The sequence below is a fragment of the Achromobacter sp. ACRQX genome (assembly GCF_022346505.1).
In the GTDB taxonomy this organism is placed as follows: domain Bacteria; phylum Pseudomonadota; class Gammaproteobacteria; order Burkholderiales; family Burkholderiaceae_B; genus Achromobacter; species Achromobacter animicus.
Genome location: NZ_JAKRML010000052.1, coordinates 1 through 21364, shown reverse-complemented (window position 1 = coordinate 21364; position 21364 = coordinate 1). Strand labels below are relative to the sequence as shown.

18 protein-coding genes are annotated in these 21364 nt (G+C 65.1%); 5 read left to right on the top strand and 13 right to left on the bottom strand.

The features are described from left to right. Positions 1–628 (top strand): MFS transporter (locus tag MHZ91_RS27830; protein ID WP_239216547.1); only part of this gene is annotated, 628 nt, incomplete at its 5' end. Positions 629–720: 92 nt separating this feature from the next. On the opposite strand, the gene MHZ91_RS27825 is transcribed toward MHZ91_RS27830, so the two are convergent. Beyond that, positions 721–888: a hypothetical protein gene (locus MHZ91_RS27825; protein ID WP_239216546.1), complete on the bottom strand. Its 168-nt coding sequence runs from the start codon at positions 886–888 to the stop codon at positions 721–723. Between the two features lie 194 nt (positions 889–1082). Between MHZ91_RS27825 and MHZ91_RS27820 the strand changes: the two genes are divergently transcribed. After that, the gene (locus MHZ91_RS27820; protein WP_239216545.1) at positions 1083–2492 is read left to right on the top strand and encodes a PLP-dependent aminotransferase family protein; all 1410 of its coding nucleotides are present in this window, start codon (positions 1083–1085) and stop codon (positions 2490–2492) included. Positions 2493–2545: 53 nt separating this feature from the next. On the opposite strand, the gene MHZ91_RS27815 is transcribed toward MHZ91_RS27820, so the two are convergent. The 6 genes from MHZ91_RS27815 to MHZ91_RS27790 form a co-directional block, all read right to left on the bottom strand. Further along, positions 2546–2797, bottom strand: a complete 252-nt coding sequence (locus tag MHZ91_RS27815; RefSeq protein ID WP_175123982.1) for a pyrroline-5-carboxylate reductase dimerization domain-containing protein — start codon at positions 2795–2797, stop codon at positions 2546–2548. 118 nt (positions 2798–2915) lie between these two features. Next, entirely contained in the window at positions 2916–4205 is a 1290-nt protein-coding gene (locus MHZ91_RS27810; RefSeq protein WP_175137094.1) for a TRAP transporter large permease, read from the bottom strand. A 3-nt stretch (positions 4206–4208) separates the two neighbouring features. Then, a complete protein-coding gene (locus MHZ91_RS27805) occupies positions 4209–4817 on the bottom strand; it encodes a TRAP transporter small permease subunit (RefSeq protein WP_175137095.1) in 609 nt (202 codons plus the stop codon). A gap of 16 nt (positions 4818–4833) precedes the next feature. Continuing rightward, entirely contained in the window at positions 4834–5892 is a 1059-nt protein-coding gene (locus tag MHZ91_RS27800) for a TRAP transporter substrate-binding protein (RefSeq protein ID WP_175123862.1), read from the bottom strand. Positions 5893–5950: 58 nt separating this feature from the next. Further along, positions 5951–7333, bottom strand: a complete 1383-nt coding sequence (locus tag MHZ91_RS27795; RefSeq protein ID WP_239216543.1) for an amidase — start codon at positions 7331–7333, stop codon at positions 5951–5953. Beyond that, positions 7330–8013, bottom strand: coding sequence for an RraA family protein (locus tag MHZ91_RS27790; RefSeq protein ID WP_175123860.1), 684 nt, complete (start codon positions 8011–8013; stop codon positions 7330–7332). Before MHZ91_RS27790 ends, MHZ91_RS27795 begins: the two co-directional genes overlap by 4 nt. Positions 8014–8127: 114 nt before the next feature. Between MHZ91_RS27790 and MHZ91_RS27785 the strand changes: the two genes are divergently transcribed. After that, positions 8128–9060: a LysR family transcriptional regulator gene (locus MHZ91_RS27785; RefSeq protein ID WP_239216542.1), complete on the top strand. Its 933-nt coding sequence runs from the start codon at positions 8128–8130 to the stop codon at positions 9058–9060. Between the two features lie 83 nt (positions 9061–9143). Here MHZ91_RS27785 and MHZ91_RS27780 read toward each other — a convergent pair whose 3' ends face one another. From MHZ91_RS27780 to msuE, 4 genes are all read right to left on the bottom strand, one after another. Further along, entirely contained in the window at positions 9144–10142 is a 999-nt protein-coding gene (locus MHZ91_RS27780; protein ID WP_239216541.1) for a tripartite tricarboxylate transporter substrate binding protein, read from the bottom strand. A gap of 293 nt (positions 10143–10435) precedes the next feature. Then, positions 10436–11464, bottom strand: a complete 1029-nt coding sequence (locus MHZ91_RS27775; protein WP_175137100.1) for a methionine synthase — start codon at positions 11462–11464, stop codon at positions 10436–10438. 23 nt (positions 11465–11487) lie between these two features. Further along, positions 11488–12474: a DUF1852 domain-containing protein gene (locus MHZ91_RS27770; protein WP_218342345.1), complete on the bottom strand. Its 987-nt coding sequence runs from the start codon at positions 12472–12474 to the stop codon at positions 11488–11490. A 110-nt stretch (positions 12475–12584) separates the two neighbouring features. Further along, positions 12585–13166 (bottom strand): FMN reductase, encoded by a 582-nt coding sequence (gene msuE, locus MHZ91_RS27765; RefSeq protein WP_175123853.1) that lies wholly within the window; start codon positions 13164–13166, stop codon positions 12585–12587. Positions 13167–13338: 172 nt separating this feature from the next. Between msuE and MHZ91_RS27760 the strand changes: the two genes are divergently transcribed. Together MHZ91_RS27760 and MHZ91_RS27755 are read left to right on the top strand one after the other, a co-directional pair. Beyond that, positions 13339–14250 (top strand): LysR family transcriptional regulator, encoded by a 912-nt coding sequence (locus MHZ91_RS27760; RefSeq protein ID WP_239216540.1) that lies wholly within the window; start codon positions 13339–13341, stop codon positions 14248–14250. Positions 14251–14466: 216 nt separating this feature from the next. Continuing rightward, positions 14467–15150 carry a response regulator transcription factor gene (locus tag MHZ91_RS27755; RefSeq protein ID WP_239216539.1) on the top strand — a complete coding sequence of 228 codons (684 nt, stop codon included), beginning with the start codon at positions 14467–14469 and terminating at the stop codon, positions 15148–15150. A gap of 1 nt (position 15151) precedes the next feature. Here the strand turns inward: MHZ91_RS27755 and MHZ91_RS27750 are convergent, their stop codons facing one another. Together MHZ91_RS27750 and MHZ91_RS27745 are read right to left on the bottom strand one after the other, a co-directional pair. Further along, a complete protein-coding gene (locus MHZ91_RS27750; protein WP_239216538.1) occupies positions 15152–20611 on the bottom strand; it encodes an AAA family ATPase in 5460 nt (1819 codons plus the stop codon). Between the two features lie 125 nt (positions 20612–20736). Further along, positions 20737–21364, bottom strand: a 628-nt coding sequence (locus tag MHZ91_RS27745; protein ID WP_239216537.1) for an MFS transporter, incomplete at its 5' end; no start/stop codon positions are given.

Genomic DNA, 21364 nt, shown 5'->3' with positions numbered 1-21364 from the left:
CCTGGCTGGTGCGTCGTGGATCATGGTGCTGACCTCGCTCAACGTATCGGCGCAGGTTGCCCTGCCGGACTGGGTGCGTGCTCGTGGCCTGGCGATCTTCGTGGCGGTGTTCTTCGGCTCGATGACCGCAGGCAGCATGATCTGGGGCCAAACCGCGGTGCATGCCGGCGTCCCCGCCGCGATGCTGATCGCCGCCGCCGGCTCGGTGATTGCGATGCTGCTGACCCGCAAGGCCAAGCTGCAGTTGGGCGCCGACCTGGACCTCGCACCGTCGATGCACTGGCCCGAGCCCCTGATCGATCAGCAGGTGTCGCATGACCGCGGCCCGGTCATGATCACGGTGGAATACCTGATCGATCCGGCACGCGGCGCGGACTTCGTGCAGGCCATGCAGCATGCCGGCGCCGAACGCCGCCGCGATGGGGCCTACGCCTGGGGGATCTTTGAAGATGCGGCGCAGCCGGGCCGCTACCTGGAATACTTCCTGGTGACGTCGTGGCTGGAACACCTGCGCCAACATGAGCGTGTGACGCACGCCGACGCGGACCAGCAGGCCGAAGTGCGCGGTTTCCACATCGGAGATGCGCCGCCGAAGGTGTCTCACTTCGTGGCACCGCAGCAGTCCTAAGCATTGTTGTTATCGAATGCGGCTCACTCGAGCCGCATTTTTTTATGCCTGGATGCAATGCGGGGCATCATCTCGGGGTGAAGCTGATCTGCTCAACGTTCCTGAGATAGCGCCTTGAGACTTTCAAGGCGTTCCATCTCCTTTTTCTCTTTCTCTTTTCTAGCGCCTTCGCGATGCGACTTGATGGCGAGGAACATGCACACGCCCAGCACGCCGAGCTTGAACGTACCGAAGGCTAAAGGGACCCAGAAATTCATCATTTCCTCAAAACGCTGCTTGAGCAGCTTGATCGCTACGCGCGGTCGCTGAACAGAACCAGGGAACGCGCGGAGCGAGTGCTAAAATCCATACAAGATTGCCAATTCTACTGCCAAAATCCATACAAGCAGTTGAATTGTCCGGCCCGACCCTCCTTGCCACCTGCGGAAGTGGCCAAAAACCCAAAAAATCAAACATGGCTCTCTCGCGTCGTCTGAAAAAAGCAAGCCTGTCGTGGGTGCGGCCCCTGACCGCCGGTGCGGGCTCCCGGTATCAGCAAATCGCCACGCAGATCGTCACCGCGGTGGAGGATGGAGTTCTCCGGCCGGGTGATCGCCTTCCCACGCAGCGTGAACTGGCCCAGACATTGGGCGTCGATCTCACGACCGTCACGCGGGCGTATTCGGAAGTTCGCCAGAAAGGGATTCTGGAAGCACAGGGGGCCGGCGGGACCTATGTGGCGTATGCCGGGTCGGCAACGGGCGGCACGATCGATCTGGGGATGAACATCCCGCCGTTGCTCGGCAGTGCCGCGTTTTCGCAGATGCTTGCAGAAGGCAGCGGCTCGACGCAGGCCGCGGCAAGCTCGATGGATCTGATGAGCTATCACGTGGGGGCGGGGGACGCGCGGCATCGTGCAGCCGGCGCGAAATGGCTGCAGCCGGTGCTGGGCAGCGTGGACACTGACCGGATCGTGGTCTGCCCCGGCGCCCAAACCGCGATCGCCGCCCTGCTTCTGGCCAGGAGCCAGGCCGGAGATGCGATTGCGTGCGATGCGCTGACCTACCCTGGCTTCCTGGCTGCGGCCCGCCTGCTGCAGCGCGTGGCGGTCGGGGTGGAGTCGGATGCATTCGGCATGGACCCCGCCGACCTCGAGCGCGTGTGCCGAAAACATCGTCCGGCAATGCTGTACTTGAATCCGACGATTCAGAACCCGACCGCGCTGACGCTGTCCTCCGAGCGGCGAACCGAGCTGCTGCGGGTGGCCAAGAAATTTTCGCTGCCGGTTATTGAAGATGATCCGTACTGGCTGTTGGCTGAGCAGCCGCCGAGCACGATGTTTTCGGTGGCCGCCAACACGTCGTCGACGCCGGTTTACTACGTGTCGACGCTATCGAAATGCATCGCGCCCGGCCTGCGGACCGCATACCTGGTCGTACCCGCCGGCGAGCCGTTGACGCCCGTGCTTGATGCCCTGCGCTCGCTGGCGCTGATGCCCACGCCGTGGATGACGGAAATGGCGTCGACGTGGATCGAATCGGGCGCTGCGGTGCAATGGATGGCGCAGGTCAAGCGTGAGCTGCAGCATCGGCAAGCCATTGCCGCGTCGATCCTGCCGGGGGAGATTCAGGCCGACCCGAACGGGCTGCATCTCTGGCTGCAGTTGCCGGGTCATATCGATCTGTACCGGCTGATTCGAACCGCGCTTGAACAAGGGGTGAGTGTCACGGATTCGGCATCATTTGCGACGGGGGCGTTCAGTCCCTTGGCGCTCCGTGTGTCGTTGGGGGGCGCGATTGATCGGATCCGTTTGACGCACGGGCTGAATCGGTTGGCGGAGTTGCTCAAGGGCGACATGGCCGTGCGGGTTTCAGACGGTGTCTGAGTTGCCGAGGCGTTCAGTCCCCGTCCTCGGTTTCAGGCCTTGCGGGAACGCCTTTAGGATTCACGAGCGGTCGATGCGCCCGCGTCGACGGCCCGTTGAATCGCCCCTTCGAATCCCGCGTGGATCGCGGCACGCAGCGCTGCGGCGGTAGTGCCGTTGTAGTCCAGGAACTGGTGGGCCACGTCGCCGGGCTGATGGTGTTCATCGCCGAGTAACTGCGCAGCATCGCGAACCACGTCCAGTGCGGCCCGCAACGCAACGTGCTCAGGCCGCCCAAGCGAAACGGCGACATCCGTGTGTTCGATTCAACTCCACGCGGTGAGGGTTAAGGCGGCCGGCTGCCTGGCGTGGGCTGCCGGCGGGACTAATGCATCTGCTCGAAAAAATGGTACTCCGCTCGAGCGTGCACCCACCGCGCCTCGTTCACAGCGTAGCCATCTGCCCCGGCAACCACAGCGCCAGTTGCGGCACCGCCAGCAGCAGCACGATCATCAGCAACAGCATCGCCAGGAACGGCAGCACGCCCACCACCACATCCATGAACTTCCCCTGCCCCCGCACGCTATGCACCACGAAAAGATTCATGCCAAATGGCGGCGTGAGCTGGCCCATTTCGCACAGCACGATCAGCAGCACGCCGAACCACACCGGGTCATAGCCCAGCGCGATGACGATCGGTACGGTGAGCGGCGCGGTGGTGACCAGCATGGCAAGCGTGTCCATGAAGCAGCCGAGCAGTATGTAGAACAGGATGATGGCCAGCATCATGCCCAGCGGCGGCAGGTCCAGGCTGGTTACGGCGTTCACCAGCAAGGTGGTCAGGCCGATCGAGGACAGCACGAAGTTCAGGAAGAACGCAGCCAGCGTGATCAGGATGATCATGCCGGTGGTGCGCAGCGTGGCTTCGAAGGCGCGGCCCAGCATTTCCCAGGTCAGCACGCGCTTGTAGGCGCACAGCAGGGTGGCGGCCACTACACCAAGCGCGGCCGACTCGCTGGCGGTGGCGATGCCGCCGTAGATCACGCCAATCACCAGCGCGAAGATCGCGAGCGGCGGCAGCAGGTGCGGCAGGGCGGCGATGCGTTCGGACCAGCTCACCGCGGGGCGTTTGCCGGCGAGGCCCGGACGCAACAGGCACAGGCCCACGATCAGCGCGATGAACAGCCCGGTGAGCAGGATGCCCGGCAGCGTCGCGGCCAGATAGAGCTTGGGCACCGACACGTTGGCGATCAGCGCGTACACGATCATGTTGATCGAGGGCGGGATCAGGATGCCGAGCGTGCCGCCGGCCGCGATCGAGCCCAGGAACAGCGGCGCGTTGTAGCCCGACTTGCGTTGCTCCGGCAGGGCCAGCGTGGCGATGGTGGCGGCGGTTGCCACACTGGAGCCGCTGGTGGCCGAGAACATGGCGGAGGCGCCGATGTTGGCGTTCATCAGGCCGCCCGGCAGCCACGACACCCATTTGGACACGGCGCCATACATGCGGCCGGCGACGCCGGAATGCACCAGCAGCTCGCCCATCAGCACATACAGCGGAATCGCGACCAGCAGGAATTCGGCGCTGGTGCCCCAGGCCAGTTCACCGATGGCGTTGGTCAGTTTCAGCGGTGAGAACGCGCCGGCCAGGCTCATGCCCAGCAGGCCCACGGTGGCGGCCGCGGTCACGCTCAGCGCCAGCAGGCCGAGCAGCATGGAAATTGTCATTATCAACATGGCTCACTCCTGGGGTTGCGTGCGCGCGGGCACCGGTGCGTCAGCGGTTTCTTCTTCGATGCCCTCTTCCACCGAGTGGATGCCGATCAGCGCATTGACGGCCTGCCAGCGGCCGCGCATCACGCGGCCCAGCGCGCAGCCGCCGAGCACCACGATGGTGAGCAGGAAGAACGCGTAGCCGGCGAACCAGAGCGATTGCGGGATCCATTGCGGCACTTGCAGCGGGGTGTTGGACACGGACTGGAAGGCGATGGAGTCGGCCAGCACGAACCACGCGTGCCACGTCAGCGTGCCCACGAACACGCCCAGGCAGGCCAGCGCGAACAGGTCGAGCACGACGCGCGTCTTGGCGGGCAGATGCGTGTAGACCACGTCGACCCGGATGTGCGAGCGGCGCAGCAAGGTGATGGGAAAGGCCCAGGCGCTGGCTACCGCCAGCGTGTAGCCGGCCAGCTCGTCGGCGCCGCCGAGCGAGACGCCCGCGACCTTGCGCGCGATCAGGTCGGCCACGATGAGCCAGGACACGAGCAGCAGCCCGAGGCCGCCTATCCAGGCGCCGATGCGGGCCACGCGGTCGAGCAGGCGTAGCGAACCATGCGTTTCTGTCGTCATGAGATTTCCTTGAAGTTCAGCGCAGCGTCACGCCCAGGGCCTGGCCCACGGACGCGCTCCAATTGGCGGCGCATTCCTCGCCGCAGCGCCGCGCCCAGCGGCTCGCCATTTCGGTGGCGACCTCGCGCAATGTGGCGCGCTCGGCCTCGGTGGGCGCGGTGGCCTGCATGTCGGCCTGGGTGTGGATGCGGCATTCGCCCTGTCCGGTGTTGCAGGCAAGCGCATAGTCGCCCTCGCGGCCGGTCTCGTCCCACAGGCGATCTTCCAGCACCTTCGCCTCCTTGAGCATGAACTGCTGCACGGCGGGATCCAGCTTCTGCCAGCGGCGTTCGGCGATGGCGTAAAAGCCGATGGACCAGTCGATGGGAAGCAGGTAAAGATTCTTGGCGACGTCGTACCACTTCGCGGCGTTGCCCGAGCCGATGCCGGTCACCGCGCAATCGACCACGCCGGTCTGCAGCGCGGGGATGACCTCGGCAAACGGTATGGTCACCGGCGACGCGCCCAGCGCGCGAACGTATTCGGCCATGTTGCTGCCGCGGGTGCGCACCTTGCGGCCCTTCAGATCGGCCAGGGTCTTAACCGGTGCGCGGCAGAAGAACACCTGTGCGGTGTACGGCACCGTGGCCAGCAGCCGCACACCGTGGCGCTTGAGCATGCGCTGTTCCAGCACCGGCCGGTAGGCCGCCACCATCTTGCGCGCGGTGGCGTAGTCGGTCGCCATGCCGGGCAGGTCGACGCCTTCGAAGGTGGGGTCGTCGCCGCTGACGAAGGCGAACACGCCCATGCCGACGTCAAGCGCGCCGGCGCGCATCAGGCGCACGATCTCAGGGCCTTTCAGGCCGCTCTCGGACAGGCCGATCAGCTCGGCCGTGACCTTGCCGCCGGAGGCTTCGGGCAGGGTCTTTTCCCAAAACGGCTTTTCAACCGCGCCGAAGGTGTAGTTGTGACTGCCGCCGCCGACGACCGCGAAGTGGGTTTCGGGCAAGGCGGCGGTCTGCGCGCGGGCGGGCCCGGCCGCGGCGAACGAGGTTGCCGCGGCCGCCAGCAGCGCCGCCAGAATGCTTCGTTTCATATTTTTCCCCCTGTTTGTGTATGGGCACGCGCGCCGCGCGCCCTGCCACGGCATCGGGTTATGCCGTGGTCGCTTGCGCACGCGTGTCGGCGCGCACGCGATGCCAATCGGAATGACGCTGGAAGACCTCGGCCAGATACAGCGCCAGCCGGTCTTCGCCGCCCGGGCAGAGAATCTGCAGGCCGGTGGGCAGATCCGCGTCGTCGCGGCCGTTGGGCACCGAGACGCCGCACATCTGCAACAGATTGCCGATGCGTGTGTAGTGCACCGGCGCGTTGCCGTGATCGACCTCGTCGAGCGGCAGCGCGGTGGTGAGCGTGGTGGGCGTCAGCAGTCCCGCCATGCCCTGCAGCCGCGACTCCATCGCCGCTTGCAGGCGGTCGCGCTCGCGCAGCGCGGCGAGGTAGCGCAAGGCCGGCACGTCGAGGGCAGCAAGCAGGCGAGGCCGCACCGAGTCGTCAACGGGAAGGTCGAGGTCGGTCATCTCGCGCTCGAACGACGCCACGCCTTCGGTCATCATGATGTCGCCCGTCACGGCCTTGAACTCGGACAGCGTGGCGGGCGGTGTGATTTCGACGATCTGCGCGCCAAGGCTCTGATACAGCGCGATGGAGTCTTCATAGGCGCGTCGCACGGCGGGCGTGACGTCATTGAGGAACGCCTCCGGCAGACGGCCCAGCGTGGCGCCGGCAATGCCAAAGCGCGACGCGTCGAGCGGCTCGCGCCACTCGCCGGGCTCAACCGGCACCAGCGCGTCGAACACCAGGCGCGCGTCCGCGGCGCTGTGCGCGAAGATACCTACGCTGTCGAGCGTCTGGCTCAGTGTGACCACGCCGTGCGCCGAGATGCGGCCCACGGTCGGCTTGAAGCCCGTGATGCCGCAGTAACTGGCGGGCACGCGCACCGAGCCGCCGGTATCGGTGCCGATGGCGGCCGGCGCCAGGCGTCCCGCGACCGCAACCGCGGAGCCGCTGCTCGATCCGCCGGGGATGCGGTGCACGCGGTCATCCCACGGATTGCGCGGCGTGCCCATGTGCTGATTGGGCCCCCACGCGCCCATGGCGAACTGCACCATGTGGGTCTTGCCCAGGATGATGGCGCCGGCGCGCTGCAATTGCCGCACCAGCTCGGCCGTGTGCGAGGCAATGGTGTTGGCGTGGATGGGCGAGCCGATGGTGGTGGGCTGGCCGGCGATGTCGATCAGGTCTTTAAGTGCGATCGGCACGCCGTGCAGCGGGCCGAGCCAGATGCCCTGGTCCAGTTGCAGGTCGGCTGCGCGTGCGGCGGCCAGCGCCTCGTCGGCGTACACCGCCACGTAGGCGTGCAGCCAGTCGTCGAGCGCGGCGATGCGCGCAAGGTAGTCACTCACCAGCGCTTCGGATCGAAGCTCGCGGCGGCGCAGCCGCTGCGCCAGGTCGGTGATGTCGAGGTCGATGCTCATGCGTTTGCTCCTTGGGCTGCCGCGATGGCGCGTTCGATCAGCGCGCGCGAGCCCACGATGTCAGGAAACTTCTCGCCGGCACGCAGGCGCGCCAGCGTGGTCTGCTCCTGGGTCTGGAAGTCGATAGCCTGCTGCGCGGCGGCGCGCACGGCGGCGCGATCAAGCACCAGCACGCCGTTTTCGTCGGCCAGGACGGCCGCGCCGGGCCGCACCGTGACGCCACCGCAGTGGATCGTGCCGCAGAACTCGCCCTCGTGACCCAGCAAGCGCGTGGTGATGGGAGAAGGCCCGCGCGACCACACCGGCATGCCGTGCTGGCGCAGTTCGCCAAGATCGGTCACAAGGCCGTCCACAATGATGCCGGCCACGCCGGCCTGCTTGGCGGCGTAGGCCATCGCGCCGCCGAAGGCTGCGGTCACGGCCTCGCCAGCCCGGTCGATCACCAGCACGTCGCCGGGACGCACGCAGGCCATCGCATGATGCAGAATGCCGCCATCGTTGCCGGGCATGCGCACCGTCACGGCTGGTCCGGCGATGCGCACGTCCTGCTGATGTGCGCGGATGTCGCCGCGCATGAAGCCGGTGGTCTGGAAGTGCCCGATGGTGGCCGGCTCCGCCTTCAGCAACAGCGCCAGATCTTCATGCGGCAAGGCCTCGGGCATGGGATGAATCAGATACATCGCTTGTCTTCACTACAATGAAAAAGGCTCGGAAGCCGGTGAAAAAAAGGTATCACGCGGGCTTTCCGGGCCAATAATCAAAGTTTCGGCGCAGTTTGAAAAAGAGTTCTTATCATGCGGATAACCCTAAGCCAGCTTGAGGCCTTTTACTGGACCGCCAAGCTGGGCAGCATCCACGCGGCCGCGCGCCATTTGCACGTGACGCAGCCGGCCGTCTCGGCCCGCATCCGCGAACTTGAAGGCGCGTTGGAGGTGCAGCTGTTTGATCGCTCGCGCCAGCGCGTGACGTTGACCGATGTGGGGCAGTCGGCGTTGCGTCATGCCGAGAGCGCGTTGCACAGCACGCGCCAGCTCGAACACTTTGGCAAGGATCGCAGCCTGGGCGGAAAGTTGCGGCTGGGCGCGGACGAGTGCTCGGCGAACGTAGGCCTGACCGCGGTGATCGCACAGCTCAAGGAACACTATCCCTCGCTCGCGCTGGAGATGACGGTGGACGTGGGGTCGGTGCTCAACAGCAAGCTCAACGCGGGCGAACTGGACATGGCGCTGCTGACCAATCCGGCCACGGGCGACACCATCACCGACGTGTTCATCGGCTGGATGACGTTCCATTGGGTGGCCTCGCCCACGCTGCACATCACGGCCGATCCGTTCCGCGCAGAGCACGCGCGCGGCCATCACATCGCCACGCACTCGCCGCCTTCCACGCTCTACACCGTGGTTGAAAACTGGCTGGCGTCGGGCGGTGTCGATATGTCTGGGCCCAGCACCACCAATTCGCTGGCGCTGATCTCGCGCCTGATCGCGGCGGGCCATGCCATCGGCATTCTGCCCGTGCCGCTTTTGCAGGACATGCTGACCATGGGCGTGTTGCGCGCCCTGCCCGCCGATCCGCCGATTCCGCCGGCGCGTTTCTATATCTCGTATCTGACCGCCTCGCATGGTGCGCACATCGACTCGATCGTGGACATCACGCGCGACACGCTCATGCGCCTGAACTTCCTGGCGCCGATCGACGCCGTGCCCGCGAACGCTGGCCAGGCATGACAACGGGGCCGCGCTAGCGGCCCCGATCCGGCTTCATGTTATCGCGCACGGCACGGGCCGCCCGGACCGTGCAGCGTCACGCATCAATCGATGCGCGCGCCGGACACCCGCACGACCTCGCCCCACTTCTGCACTTCGGCATCCACCAGCGTCACGAATTGCTTGCGATCCGTGAGTTGCGGAATCACCAGGCCGACGGCGCCCAGCTTTTCCTGAATGGCGGGCGACTGCATGGCGGTGCGGGTGGCCTCGAAGAGTTGCTGGAACACCGGCGCCGGCACACCGGCCGGGGCGGACAGGCCAAACCAGTATTCGGACGAGAAACCCGGATAGCCGCTTTCCGCCACGGTGGGCGTGTCGGGATAGGTGGGATTGCGCTTGGCGCTGCCAATGGCAAGCGCGCGCAGCTTGCCGGCGCGCACGTGCGGCAGCGCCGTGTCCTGATTGACGAACAGCACGTCCACGCGACCCGCCAGCACGTCGTTGATGGCAGCCGAGCCGCCGTTGTAGGGCACATGCATGATGTTGAGCTTGGCGCGCTGCTTGAGCATTTCCATGCCCAGATGGCCGGTGGTGCCGTTGCCCGACGATGCGTAGGAGTATTTGCCGGGCTCTTTCTGCACCAGCGCGACGAACTCGGCCAGCGTCTTGGCCGGAAAGCCGGGTGCGGTCACCAGCACGTCGGCGCCGAAGGCCAGGATTGCGATCTGGTCGAGCTGATCGAGCTTGTAGGGCAGCTTGCTGTAGAGGCCCTGGTTGGTGGCGATGCCCACGCCCGACACGAGTAGCGTGTGGCCGTCGGGGCGCGCCTGGGTCACGTACGCGGTGCCGATGTTGCTGTTGGCGCCGCCCTTGTTCTCGACCACGATGGTGGTCTTGAGCGCTTTACCCATCTCGGAGGCGAGCAGGCGGCCGATGAAGTCGGTGCCTCCGCCGGCGGGGAACGGCACGACCAGGCTGATGGGCTTGTCGCCCGGGAAGTCGGCAGCCCGGACTGGCGCGGCGGTCATGCCCAGCGCCAACCCGGCGATCAGCGCCGGCGCCATCAACTTCAAGAACGTGCTGCGAACGGTAGATGCCATCCCTGCCTTGCGGCATGCTTTTCCCACGGCGTGCATGGTGTGATTCCCTTGAATGTTATGAAGCGAGCTTTGAATTGCAGGGAAAAATTAGCACGCGGGTTTGGGCGGCAAGTAATCACAATTGGCCGCTGATTTGAGAGATTTTTCTTATTACGGGTAATCCCGGCGTGGGTTGTCGGGTCGGTTGGAACCAGGATCGCTGGACGAAAAAAAAGGGTCGCTCAACCATGAGCGGACCCCTTTCCATTGCGCGCGGCGATGCTATCCCGCCGCGCCGCCTGCTGCCTGCTTCATCAACCCGCCAGTTCCCGGCGAATGATCTCCGCACCCGCGCTCAGCGCATTCAACTTGCCCTTGGCCACCGCACGCGGCAACGGCGCCATGCCGCAGTTGGTGCACGGATACAGCTTGTCGGCGTCCACGAACTTGAGCGCCGTGCGCAGTGTGTTGGCGACTTCTTCCGGGGTTTCGACGGTGTGATTGGCCACGTCGATGGCGCCGACCATCACCTTCTTGCCGCGAATTAGTTCGATCAGGTCGATGGGCACGTGCGAGTTATGGCATTCCAGCGAGACGATGTCGATGCTGGACTTCTGCAGCTTGGGGAACGATTCCTCGTACTGGCGCCATTCCGAACCCAGCGTCTTCTTCCAGTCGGTGTTGGCCTTGATGCCGTAGCCGTAGCAGATGTGCACGGCGGTTTCGCACTTGAGGCCTTCGATGGCGCGTTCCAGCGTCGCGACGCCCCAGTCGTTCACTTCGTCGAAGAAGACGTTGAACGCAGGTTCGTCGAACTGGATGATGTCGACGCCGGCGGCTTCGAGTTCGCGGGCCTCCTGGTTCAGGATCTTGGCGAATTCCCAGGCCAGCTTTTCGCGGCTCTTGTAGTGGGCGTCGTACAGCGTGTCGATCATGGTCATGGGACCGGGCAGCGCCCATTTGATCGGCTGTTTGGTCTGCCGGCGCAGGAACTTGGCGTCTTCGACGAAGACGGGCTTCTGGCGGCTGACGGCGCCGACGACGGTGGGCACGCTGGCGTCATAGCGGTCGCGGATGCGAACGGTTTCGCGCTTTTCGAAGTCAACGCCGTCCAGATGCTCGATGAACGTGGTGACGAAGTGCTGACGCGTCTGTTCGCCGTCGCTGACGATGTCGATGCCGGCCAGTTCCTGTTCTTTCAGCGCGAGGATCAGGGCGTCCTGCTTGCCTTCGGTCAGTTGTTCGTCTTGCAGGCTCCAGGGCGACCAGAGCTTTTCGGGCTGGGCAAGCCAGGAGGGTTTGGGCAGGCTGCCGGCGGTCGAGGTGGGCAAAAGCTTTTTCATGGCGGGTGTCCGTCTGTGTTCGTTTATTGGTGGGAGTGGCTGGCGGCCCATTGATCAAGCACGTGCTTGTACGGCTTGATGAAGTGCGCCTCGGCAAACTTGCCCTGTTTGACGGCCAGTTGGCTGCGTTCGACGCGGTCGTACACGATCTGCGTCAGCGAATAATCCTGGTTCTTCAGGCTGGGTTGGTAGCGCTTTCCGGCCGCGGAATTGGCGTTGTAGATTTCGGGGCGGTAGATGCGCTGGAACGCTTCCATCGTGCTGATGGTGCCGATCAGCTCAAGATTGGTGTAGGCGCCCAGCAGGTCGTCCTGGAAATAAAACGCCAGCGGCGCAACGCTGTTCGGCGGCATGAAGTAGCGCACTTGCAGCCCCATCTTTTCGAAGTACTGATCGGTTGGGGAGAATTCGCTTTGCTGATATTCCACGCCCAAGATCGGGTGGTGGTTGTCGGTGCGGTGATAAGTCTTGCTGCTGGACACGCTGATGCAGATGACCGGCGGCTTCTTGAAGTTCGCCTTGTAGGCTTCGGATTCAACGAAGTGCTTGAACAGCTTGCCGTGCAGGTCGCCGAAATCGTCCGGCGTGCTGAACGTGGATTTGTTGTCGTTGTATTCGGGCAGCAACACGCTGAAGTCGTAGTCGCGCACGTAGGACGAGAAGTTATTCCCGACAATGCCGTCGATGCGGTTGCCGGTCTTCTTGTCGACGATGTTGGTCTTCAGCACCTCGATCAGCGGAAACGCATTGGCATTGCCGTTTGCGCCCAGCGTCATCTCGGCGGTGATGATGTCAAGCTCAACGGAATAACGATCGCCCGTGGGGTTGTCCCAATGCGCCAGGTCATTGAAACGGCTGTCGATCATCTTCAGCGTGTTGCGCAGATTCTGCTCGCGGCTTTCGCCTCGGGCCAGATTGGCGAAGTTGGTCGTGATGCGCGTGCTGTCCGACGGCTGATAGTTTTCATCGAAGCGAAGGCTTTTGATGCTGAAGGTGAAGTCTTTGTTCATGATGGTCGGATGCAAAAGTGCTGCGATAAGCGTGAATTCGGGGTGAACGGGGCCGGCGTTCGCGGAGGCGTTTCTGCGCGGCTTGCTGTGAAAGCCGCTGGGCCTGGGCGTCAGGCCGCGATGGCTTCCACGGCCGCGGCAGATCGCATCTGCCGGGTCAGTTCGACCAGCGGCAGTGCGCGTTGGACGGCCAGTCCGGCACGCTCGATCAGCGCGTCGTTCTTCAGCCGGTAGTCGACGAAGTCCTCGTCGGTGGCATAGATGCCCAGCGGCAGCGTGCGTGCCTGAAAGAAGCTGAACAACGGCCGCAACTGGTGGTCGATGATCAGCGCATGGCGTTGGCTGCCGCCGGTGGCGGCCAGGAGGACCGGCTTGTCGATCAGCGCGTCCTGATGAATGAAATCGAAGAAATGCTTGAACAGGCCGGTATAAGAGCCGCGATAGACGGGCGTTGCCACCACCAGGACATCGGCTTGCTCCACCGCGGTCAACTCGCGCTCGACCGAGTCGGGCAAGTTCGAGCGCCATGTCGCGCCGGCAAGCTGCGGGGCGATCCGGCCCATTTCGACCAGGCGGGGTTCGCAGGGGATTTCATTGGCGATCAGCGTCAGCAGTTCCTCTGCCAGGGCGGTGGTCCTGGAGGGACGTTGCATGCCGCCGGAAACGGCGACCAAGCGTAGGGGGTGTGTCATCTTTGCTTCCATGAAGCCAATCGGCGCGGAGGGAGTCGACTTGCCATGGAACGTGCGTGTTGATCGGGTCAACGTGCGGAACACAGCGGCAAACAAGAACGCAATGCTAAATATCAAAACCCATGACGTAAAATGGTTTTATTTCACAAATCCATGAATCTAGATCATAAGAATGCTTGAGCGTATCCATCTGAGCATCGTGCAGCAGGTCGAAAAACAGGGTTCGTTGACGGCCGCGGCTGGCGTGCTGAACCTGACCCAGTCGGCGCTGAGCCACAGCATGAAGAAGCTGGAGGTGCAGCTCGGCACCGATATCTGGCTGCGTGAGGGAAGACGTTTGCGCCTGACGCAGGCGGGCCAATATCTGCTGGCGGTGGCGAACCGGGTGCTGCCGCAGCTGGACCTGGCCGAAGAGCGGCTGGGCCAGTTTGCCCAGGGCGAACGCGGCGCGCTGCGCATCGGCATGGAGTGCCACCCGTGCTATCAGTGGCTGCTGAAGGTGGTGGCGCCGTATCTGGCGGCGTGGCCGGACGTGGATGTGGATGTGAAGCAGAAGTTCCAGTTCGGCGGCATTGGCGCGCTCTTCGGCTACGAGATCGACCTGCTGGTCACGCCCGATCCGCTGTTCAAGCCGGGCTTGAAGTTCGAACCCGTGTTTGATTACGAGCAGGTGCTGGTCGTGGCCAAGGGCCATCCGCTGGCGTCGGTTTCCTACGTGAAGCCCGAGCAATTGACGCAGGAAGTGCTCATCAGCTATCCCGTCGATATCGAACGGCTGGACATCTACAACCAGTTCCTCTTGAAGGCCGGCGTCACGCCCAAGCGGCACAAGGCGATCGAAACCACCGACATCATGCTGCAGATGGTGGCCAGCGGGCGGGGCGTGGCCGCGCTGCCGCGCTGGCTGGTCGAGGAGTACGCGGTCAAGATGGATCTGGTGCCGGTGCGCTTGGGTCCGCGTGGTATTCCCAAGCAGATCTTCCTGGGGTCGCGCGAGGCGGACGACGCCCTGGATTACCAGCGGGCGTTTATCGAGATGGCGCGTCAGCCTGCCGCAGCGAAGGCCGTCACGCCGGACATCTAACGGGGACACATGAGCGGGTGGGCTTGGCATCCCTTCATCTCCTTAGCGAAAAGAAGAAGTGAGGCTCCTGGCGGGAAAATCTGCAGGGCGGCTCCGGCCGCCCGCAGTTAAAGGGGACAAATCTCAACGCTTAAACTCGCAGCATTTGTATCTGGTGGCTGCCCTATGAGGCATGCGACGCAAGCATTGCGCCGCGCCCCGCAAGGAGTCATAGCGTTGAACATTCAAAAATCCGGCGCGCCCTCTGCGATTGTGTACATCGTGGACGATCACGCCGAGGTCAGCGACTCGCTGTTTCGCTTACTGTCGTCCATCGGGATCTACGCCGAAACCTTCGACTCGATCAGCGCCTTTCAGGCGGCGGCGCGGCCGCCGGTGCCTTCCTGTCTGATTCTGGATCTGCAATTGTCGGATGGCGACGGCCTGGCATTGCAGGCGCGTATGCGTGAACTGGGCGATCACATTCCCATCGTGGTGGTCACGGGCTTTGGCGATATCCGCCAGACGGTCAAGGCCATGAAGGCCGGCGCCATCGATTTCCTGGAAAAGCCCATTTCCGAGCAGCGGCTGCTGGATTCCGTGCACCGCGCACTGGAGTCGGACGTCGCACGCCGCGCAAAGGAGCAGGAGTTCGAAAAGGTCATGGCGCTTTATCGCTCGTTGACCGCGCGCGAGCAGCAGGTGATCGAGTTGATCGCGTCCGGCTGCCTGAACAAGGAAGTCGCCGAGCAGTTGGGGATCAGCGAAGTGACGGTCAAGGCGCACCGGGCCAGCGCGTACCGGAAGATGCAGGCGCGCAGCTTTGCCCAGCTGGTGCAGATGATCATGAAGGTCAATCCGCGCGTCGCCGCGCACGCGCCGGCCTCGCGCGACGATGCCGAGGCGGGCGACGGCGAATGACTCAAGCCTGCGCGGGCAGCGAAAAATAGAACACCGCGCCCGCCGGGCTGTTGGGCCGCGCCCACATCTGGCCGTGATGCAGCTGGATGATCTCGCGGCAGATGGCAAGACCCATTCCCAGGCCCTTTGTCTTGGTGGTGAAGAAGGGATCGAACAGTTTCTTCACCGACGCCGCGTCGATGCCGCTGCCGGTATCCAGCACCTCCACAAGCACTTCGTCGTCTGAGGTAAGCCGGGTGACGACAGTCAGTTGCCGCGCAGAGGGCTCGTGCTTCATGGCGTCGACCGCGTTGACATACAGGTTGAGCAGGACCTGCTGCAGCTGAACGCGGTCCCCGGACGTGTGCAGCGCTCCATCAGCCAGGTCCAGGATCACTTGGACGTCGCTGCAATCGAGCTCGCTGCGCAGCAGCGTCAGCGTTTCCTTCACGAGCCCGTTCAGTTCGATCGGACCAAAGGCCGCCGGCGCCTTCTTGATCAGCGCGCGTACCCCCGAAATGATTGAACCGGCACGTTGGCCGCTGCGTACGATGCGGCGCAGGGACTCGGCGACTTCTTCGGTGTTGGGCGGGGTGCGCGCAATCCAGTTCAGCGCGGCCTGCGCTTCTGTCAACACGGCCGACACCGGCTGGCTGACATCGTGCGCGATGGATGCCGTCATCGCGCTGACGGTAGTCATGCGCGTGACGTGCGCGAGATCCGATTGAATCTGCTGCATCTTGGCCTCTGCCGCCTTGCGTTCGGACAGGTCCAGGACAAACGACACGCCCTGGTTGTCGTCGGCGGCGAACCGGGCGGAGCCCAGCAGCACGGGCACGCGGCGGCCATCCTTGCGGATCAGTTCGGTCTCGACCGGCTCGGCGGTCTCGCGCAGCAACAGTTCATGCAGCGACACAGCGCCGCTGCGTGACACCAGCGCCGTCCATCGCAGCCGGCCCGCGCCCACGTCCTCGCGGTCGTAGCCGGTCATGGACAGGAACAGGTCATTGGCTTCCAGCACTTGTCCGTCGTCGCGCCAGAACCAGATGCCGATGATGTTGGCTTCGACCAACCGCTGTATCCGGGCCTCGCGCTGCGCCAGATCGCGATACAGGCGCGCGCGTTCGATGGCAATGGCGGCTTGCGATGCCAGCAGGCGCAGCACGGCGGTCCGGTGCGGCGCGAATACGCCGCGCGCCAGGGTGTTTTCCAGGTACAGCACGCCGATGGATTTGGACTGGGTGGTCAACGACAGGCACAACACGGACGGCAGCCGCGCGGCGCGCACGTACGGGTCGCCGGTGAACGCGCCCGTCGCCCACGCGTCGTCGAGGACGATGGTCTCGCCGGTCCGCCAGCCGTAGTTCACGATCTGCTGCGGCAGGCCGGCTTCGTCCAGCGATTGGGCGCGCTGGCTGATTGTCACGGAATCGCCGGATGTGGTCGCGATGGCGCGGGCATACAGTTCGCCGTCGGATTGCAGGACAAGCACGCCACGCGTGGCGCCGGCTTGTTCCAGCGCGATCTTCATCAGCTTGTCCAGCAGGGTCTGCAGGTCCAGCGCACTGGCCAGCGCGCGGGAGATGTCGATGACGGTGGCCAGATCCAGGCTTTCGACCGGGGTTTCGATGGTGGAGCCCTGCGCGGCGCTGCGGCGGTCCACGAACAGCGTGGGATACAGGGCGTCGATCTGCCTGACCTTGCCTGACGCGCCCCAGTGCTGGTAGCACGCGCGTGCATGTTGCAGATACGTGTGCGCAATGCGCTGCTGGCCGCGGCCCTCGAAAAAGCGCGCGGCGCATTCATTGGCCAGTCCTTCGACGTGCACGAGGCCGTGGTCGCTGGCGCAGTGGATGGCGTCGTCGTAGCGTTGCATCGCGTCCAGCACGTCGCCATTCAGACGCGCGACTTCGGCGTCGATCAGCAGTTGCTGGCTCTGGAAGTTGGACGGGCTGGATGCGGCCCACGGACGGAGCTTCTCAAGATGGACCTTTACGGCGGCCAGCGCCGCGGCGCGTTCCGAAGGACACGCCGGTACGGGACACCAGGCGCGGGCCAACGCGGAATAGAAGTGGAATTCCATCTCCTCGATGAACGCCAGCGACGTCCAGACGAACGCGGAGGCTTCCTGGCTGGCGCGCACGGCGCTGGTGAAATCGCCAGCGAAAACCCGGGCCTGAAGCTTGCGCAGGTAGTGCCAGCAGGCCGTGACGTTCCGGCCGGGCTCGGCCTGGATCTTCCGTTCGAATTCAGCCTCGCTGAAACCGGCGTCGTCCAGCGTGCCGAATTGCGTCGTGAGACCCTGCAGCATCTTGGTCAGCTGAAGCTGCGACGTATACCGGTCCAGGACTTCAAGACCCGCCTTGCGCGCCAAGGCGAGGCCGCGGCTGGCGTCGGCGCGGATGGTGTTCAGCGCGCCGCCGGTGGCCAGCATGTGCGTGACCATACTGTTCAGCGCGAAGGACGCATAGGTCCAGTCGCCCTGCAGGCTGGCCAGTTCGAAGGCGGTTTGCAGCAGGTCGCGCGCCTGGCTGACGGGCTGCGACCACGGCACGATCTGGCCGCCGAACACCTGATAGACCCGCGCGCTGAAACGGACCTGTCCGCGCTGCTGGACCAGATCGACGCCCAGCTTGCCGAAGGCGTAGCCGTCTGCGTAGTCGCCGGTGCGCGCGGCCAGGATCATGCCCAGCCACGCGTAACCCAGGCTGGATGCATCCGTATTGCCATGGCGCAGGCTCAGGTTGGCCATGCGCAGAATGACGCGCTCGCGCAGATTCGCAAAGAGCGTCCAGGCCGGGGGCAGCAGCGCGGTCAGCACGCCCATCGTGCCTTCCGCGTCGGCGTCCTGCATCTCAGGGAGGCCGAGCAGGGCAGCCGCAGGCCGGCCGTCGCGCAGCGCATTGAACTCGGCGTACTCGCTGGAGACGGCTTCATCGGACGGGCTATCCGTCCAGTCGATGCCGGCGCGGCGCAAGTAGTGCAGCCCGGCGTCAATGGCCTCGTGCCGCTCGCCCAGCGCCATGAACACTTCCACGCGCAACTGCGTCACGCGGGCCAGTTCCGGCAATGGCCCCTCGCGCTCTCCCAGCCGGGCCAGCCGATGCTTGGCGCTCGCCACCGCGCCCCTGCGGAACTCGCATTCCGCGCGGGTGATCTCGATGGTGAAGGCCAGCGCCGGTTGATGCTGCCTGCCGTCGTCGGACAGGAACGCCGAGGCGGCTTCCAGATATCGGATGGCCGCGGAATAGTCGGCGGTGTCCTTGGCCAGCGCGCCGGCCAGGGCGTTCAGATGGGCAAGCCGGACGCGTTCTCCCTGGCTGTGCACCAGTTGCCATGCCCGGTTGAACTGGTCGACCAGTTCAAATGCCTGCGCCTTCAGTTGTTCAGGTTCGAGGTCCTGCGCAAGCCGCCGGCCGATCGCCAGGTGCGTGGCCGCGCGCTGCCGTTCGGGAATCAGCGCATAGCTGGCCGCCTGCACGCGGTCGTGCGGAAAGCGGTACACGTCGCCGGTCCGGAACACGAGGCTCTGCCGCTCGCATTCGCGCATGGCGGTAGCCACGTCGAGTCGCGGCCAGTCCAGCGCGAGCGCAAGCTTGTCGAGCGACGTGTCGTGTCCCAGGCAGGCCATGTGTTGAATGGCTTCGCGGCTGTCCGCCGGCAACCGCTCGACCTGCTGGATGATGATGCCGACCACGTTGTCGGTATAGGCCTGTTCGCGGATGGCGTCCGCATCCCAGATCCAGCGCTGGCGGCGCGGGTCGTAGTGCAGCAGTCCCTCGACCGTAAGCGTGGCCAGGAAGCGAAGCATGAAGCACGGATTGCCGGCCGTCTTGGCCTGCACCAGACTGACCAGCGGATCGATCCACGGCGACTTGCTTTGCAGCGCATCGGCGATCAGGCGGGCGGAATCGCGCTCGTGCAGGTTGGTGAGGGCAATCTCGGTCAGGGGAATCGTGTTGGCGCGCAGGCTGTCAATGAAGGCGGCGAGTGCGTGGCGCGGCGTTATGTCTTCGGCGCGGTACACGCCCACGACCAGGATGTTCTGCAGATCCATCTGCGCCAGCTGTTCAATGACGCGCAGCGTGGCGGCGTCGGTCGACTGCAGGTCGTCCAGGAACAGGATCAGCGGATGGCCTGGCGACGAGAACGCGCAGAACAGATGCTGAAAGGCCAGGCGCAACCGCGCCTTGGCGTCGCCTTCGGCCAGCAGGCCCGACGCGTCCGGCACGATCATCGCCAGTTCGGGAATCAACGCGAGCAGGCTGTCGCCGCCCGCGGAGACCACCACGCGCAGCTTTTCGCGCCACTCGCCCAGATCGCTTTCGTTCTTGGCAAGCACGGCCTGAAGCAGGCCTCGCGCCGCCTCGACCAGCGCGGCGTAGGGACCGGCGTGGCTGTGAGGATCGCCCTTGCCCTTGGCGAGCAGGGTGTACTGGCTGCCGACGACGCGATGCAGTTCTTCGATGAGGATGGACTTGCCGACGCCCGGTTCGCCGGAGATCAGCACCACTTCGGCGCGGCCCGATCCCGCCACCCGGCCCATGGCGCCGAGCAGGATGTCCAGCTCGGTGCCCCGGCCGTACAGCGTGGCCGGCACGCGCACGCGCCCGGGGTGATCGTAGCGGCCCAGCACGAAGTCCGGGGCGGCGCCGGGGCCGGCCGTCAGCGTGGTCAGGCAGCACTGCAGATCCGCGGCAAGCCCTTCCGCCGTCTGGTACCGGTCGTCCGCCGATTTCTCGAGCAGCTTCATGACGATGGCCGAGAGCTCGGCGCAGATGCCGGGGTTGCGTTCGGCGGGCGCCACGGGCAGGCGCGCCGTATGGCTGTGCAGCCAGGTCAGCGCCGATTCTGCTTGGAACGGAAGCTCGCCGGTCAAGGCTTCGTAGAAGACGACGCCCAGCGAATACAGATCGGATCGCGCGTCGGCGCGGTGGCCGGAGCGGCCGGACTGTTCGGGGGCCATGTAGGCCGGGGTGCCGACGATGTCGCCCGGCGTTGAGGCGGGCGCCGTCTGATAGGCGCCGAGCGGCGTGGAAAACGAAAAACCGGTCAGGTGAGCGGCCGCGTCCTGCTCGTTGAACAGAATGTGCGCCGGCTTGAGATTCCGATGGATCAGCCCGGCGTTGTGCATCTTGCCCAGCGACATCGCCACCGCGATGGCGAAGCGAAGAAATGCCGGGGCGGGCATTGCCCGCGAGTGGTGCGTGGCCAGCGGTTGTCCGCCGGGATCCTGCAGATACAGGACGGTGGAGCCGCCGACGCGCGCCAGCTCGGTCGGCACGGCCGCCCAGCCCGGATGCAGGTAGTCGCGCAGGCCGTATTCCTGTTCCAGGAGGTGCCGCGCGCATTCCGAGCTGTCAGTAGGCCTGAGCCAGACGGCCAGCTTCGAGGCGCCGCGCCCGAAGACCCGGTCGCCATCCACCCACAGAACCTCGAAGCGGGCTCCGTTGACTGCCTCGAAGCGAGGAGCGCTATCCATGTCACACCTAAGCCGCGGCCTCTCGGCGCGCGGCATCAAAATCCCTGTCGGCGCAATTCTAGTCAGGAATCATGCTTCGCTTGTAACGGTGTGTGCGGGCAGCGCCGGTCTCATCCTGCTGCCCGTTATTGCGGGATGGGGGCGACGAAGTGCGACACCCGCGGCGGGGTGTCGCCGATGTGGAAGGCGCGCACTTCCGCCTGCTGGTCCTCGTCGGCGTGGGTGACACGCTCGTGCTGGCGCAGGTGCTCCAGCCACGACATCACCAGAAAGTATTCCAGGTAGCGGCCGGGCTGGGCGGCGTCTTCAAAAATGCCCCATGCATACGCGCCGTCGCGGCGGCGTTCGGCGCCGGCATGCTGCATGGCCTGCACGAAGTCCGCGCCGCGTGCCGGATCGATCAGGTATTCCACGGTAATCATCACCGGGCCGCGATCATGCGTGACGTGCTGGCCGATCAGGGGCTCGGGCCAGTGCATCGACGGTGCGAGGTCCAGGTCGGCGCCCAACTGCAGCTTGGCCTTGCGGGTCAGCAGCATCGCCACGACCGAGCCCGCGGCCGCGATCAGCAGGGCCGTGGGAACGCCGGCGCGCACGGCGGTCTGCCCCCAGATCATGCTGCCGGCGGTCATCGAGCCGAAGAACACCGTGACGAAGATCGCCAGCCCGCGTGCGCGCACCCAGTCGGGCAGCGCCACCTGGGCGGACACGTTGAGCGAGGTCAGCACCATGATCCACGACGCGCCCGCCAGA